General features: G+C 71.6%; 1 protein-coding gene and 1 pseudogene. One reads left to right on the top strand and one right to left on the bottom strand.

Annotated features, from left to right (window positions below):
- Positions 1 to 524: 524 nt before the first annotated feature.
- Positions 525 to 908, top strand: a complete 384-nt coding sequence (locus ABZ070_RS37145) for a hypothetical protein (protein WP_356640602.1) — start codon at positions 525 to 527, stop codon at positions 906 to 908.
- Positions 909 to 1,655: 747 nt separating this feature from the next.
- Here the strand turns inward: ABZ070_RS37145 and ABZ070_RS37140 are convergent.
- Positions 1,656 to 1,745 (bottom strand): annotated as a pseudogene (locus tag ABZ070_RS37140) (pseudouridylate synthase); the annotation flags it as partial.

Below are 1,745 nucleotides of genomic sequence, written 5' to 3'. Positions count from 1 at the left end.
GGGAGGGGTCTGGTGCCGTGGATCGCAAGGCGGAGGTGGGGGTACCTCCCACGCCGAAGGCGTAGGGGGAGGAGGCATGGCGGAGCCATGCCGACCGACGACAACGCGGCGTGGGGGCACCTCCCACGCCGAAGGCTGTGGGGGGGCGGTGCCAGACCCCGCGAGCCCGGCATGATCCAAACGAGAGGCCTCAGGCCAGGCGCACCGCGCGGGCAAAGCCGCACGGGCCGCGGCCCGGTGCGTCGGCACAGACACAGGCCGGGCACGCGGTACGGGCTGCGGCCAGGTGCGTTGGAGGCGGGGCAGGTGCCGGGGGCGGGCGCACAGCCCGCACGCCGCCCGGCCCAGCAGGCACACGCTGCCCGCCCCGGGCCCGGCGAGGGGTGATGCCGATCCCGCAGCTTGGCTCTGGCCGGAGTCCGGGGAAGCTATGACGTCGACTGGTAGTCGGCTGCTCCGATCCCGGGTCGGCCATCGGGTGGCTGCGTGATCGGGCGGCAGCGGCCTCTGGCAGCATGAGGCTCGTGAACATCGCGAGCGACTCGGACGGCGGACTCCAACAGCTGATGGGCATGGAGGTCAGCGCCGTCTCCTTCGTGCGCGACTACGTCGAGCTGCACTTCGATGGGCCGGTATTGCGGGCCTTGAGCAACCCGTTGGGCGTGTACGGGGGCGCCGCGTGGCAATTCCCCCAGCCGGGGTCGCTGGACCTCATGCGCTGCTACATCGGCGAAACCGTCGACGGCTGCGAAGAGGACCCGGAACGGATCCTCACCCTGCATTTCGGGGAGCACCGCCTCGTCATTCCCCTGGACGACGGATCAAGCATGGGCCCAGAGTCGGCCCACATGGTCGGCGTCGACGAGAGCGGCCGGACTTCCCCCCGCGGCGGGATGTGGATTTGGTAGCAGGCTCTGACCGGAGCTCCCTGAAATCCCAGGTCAGAAACCGTGTGAGGGAACGTTCCGGCAGGACATGTCTTGCTGGTGGGGATCTGCTCGCTGGATGATGTGCTCTTCCCGGACGCCGATGTGCGGCTGGAAGCCGTGGAGTTCACGGCCGATGTGTCGGTGGTGGTAGCGGCCTCGTGCGGTCCGCCGCCCAGGTACCCGGGGTGCCGTGCCCGGGCTCGGCGGGTGCATTCCTGCTATGAGCGATCCCTTGCCGAGCAGCCGTTGTCTGGGAAGAAGTTGCTGCTCAGGCCGCGGGTCCGGCGGTTCTTCTGTGACCGGGCCGCCGGCCGGCGCCGGACGTCCGTCGAGCAGTCAACAGGCTGAGCGAGCGCTATCGCCGCTCCAGTCCCGGTCTGAAGGCCTGGCTCCGCCAGGTCGCGGTCGAGCTCGGTGGGCAGCCCGGCGAACGGCTGTGCCGCCGCATGCACCTCGCCGCCGGACGACGCGACTGCTGGAGCTGCTGGTTCCTCCTCCGGTGCCTGAGCGAGCCCCGCGGGTGCTCGGTGTCGACGAGTTCGCCTTCCACAGGAGCTGCACCCACGGAACCCGGCAAGGGAGCGGCCAACGGACCCGGCGGGGCAGCGGCCCGGTCACCGGGCCCCGGGAGCGGTCAACAGGCCCCGGCGGGCGGGGCCGGTCAACGGGCCCGGCGGGGCAGCGGCCCCGGGGGCGGGGGCGGTCAACGGGCCCGGCGGGGCAGAACATCCCGATGTCGAACGGCACCCGTTCCTCGACGGCGAAGTCCCGGTGGAACCAGAGATACCGGCCGGCCGTGTACGGCTCGTCCCCGGC

It is taken from the genome of Streptomyces sp. NPDC006283 (assembly GCF_040613325.1).
Lineage (GTDB): Bacteria > Actinomycetota > Actinomycetes > Streptomycetales > Streptomycetaceae > Streptomyces.
The sequence above is the reverse complement of the archived record's forward strand: the minus strand, read 5'-3'. Positions and strand labels throughout refer to the sequence as shown.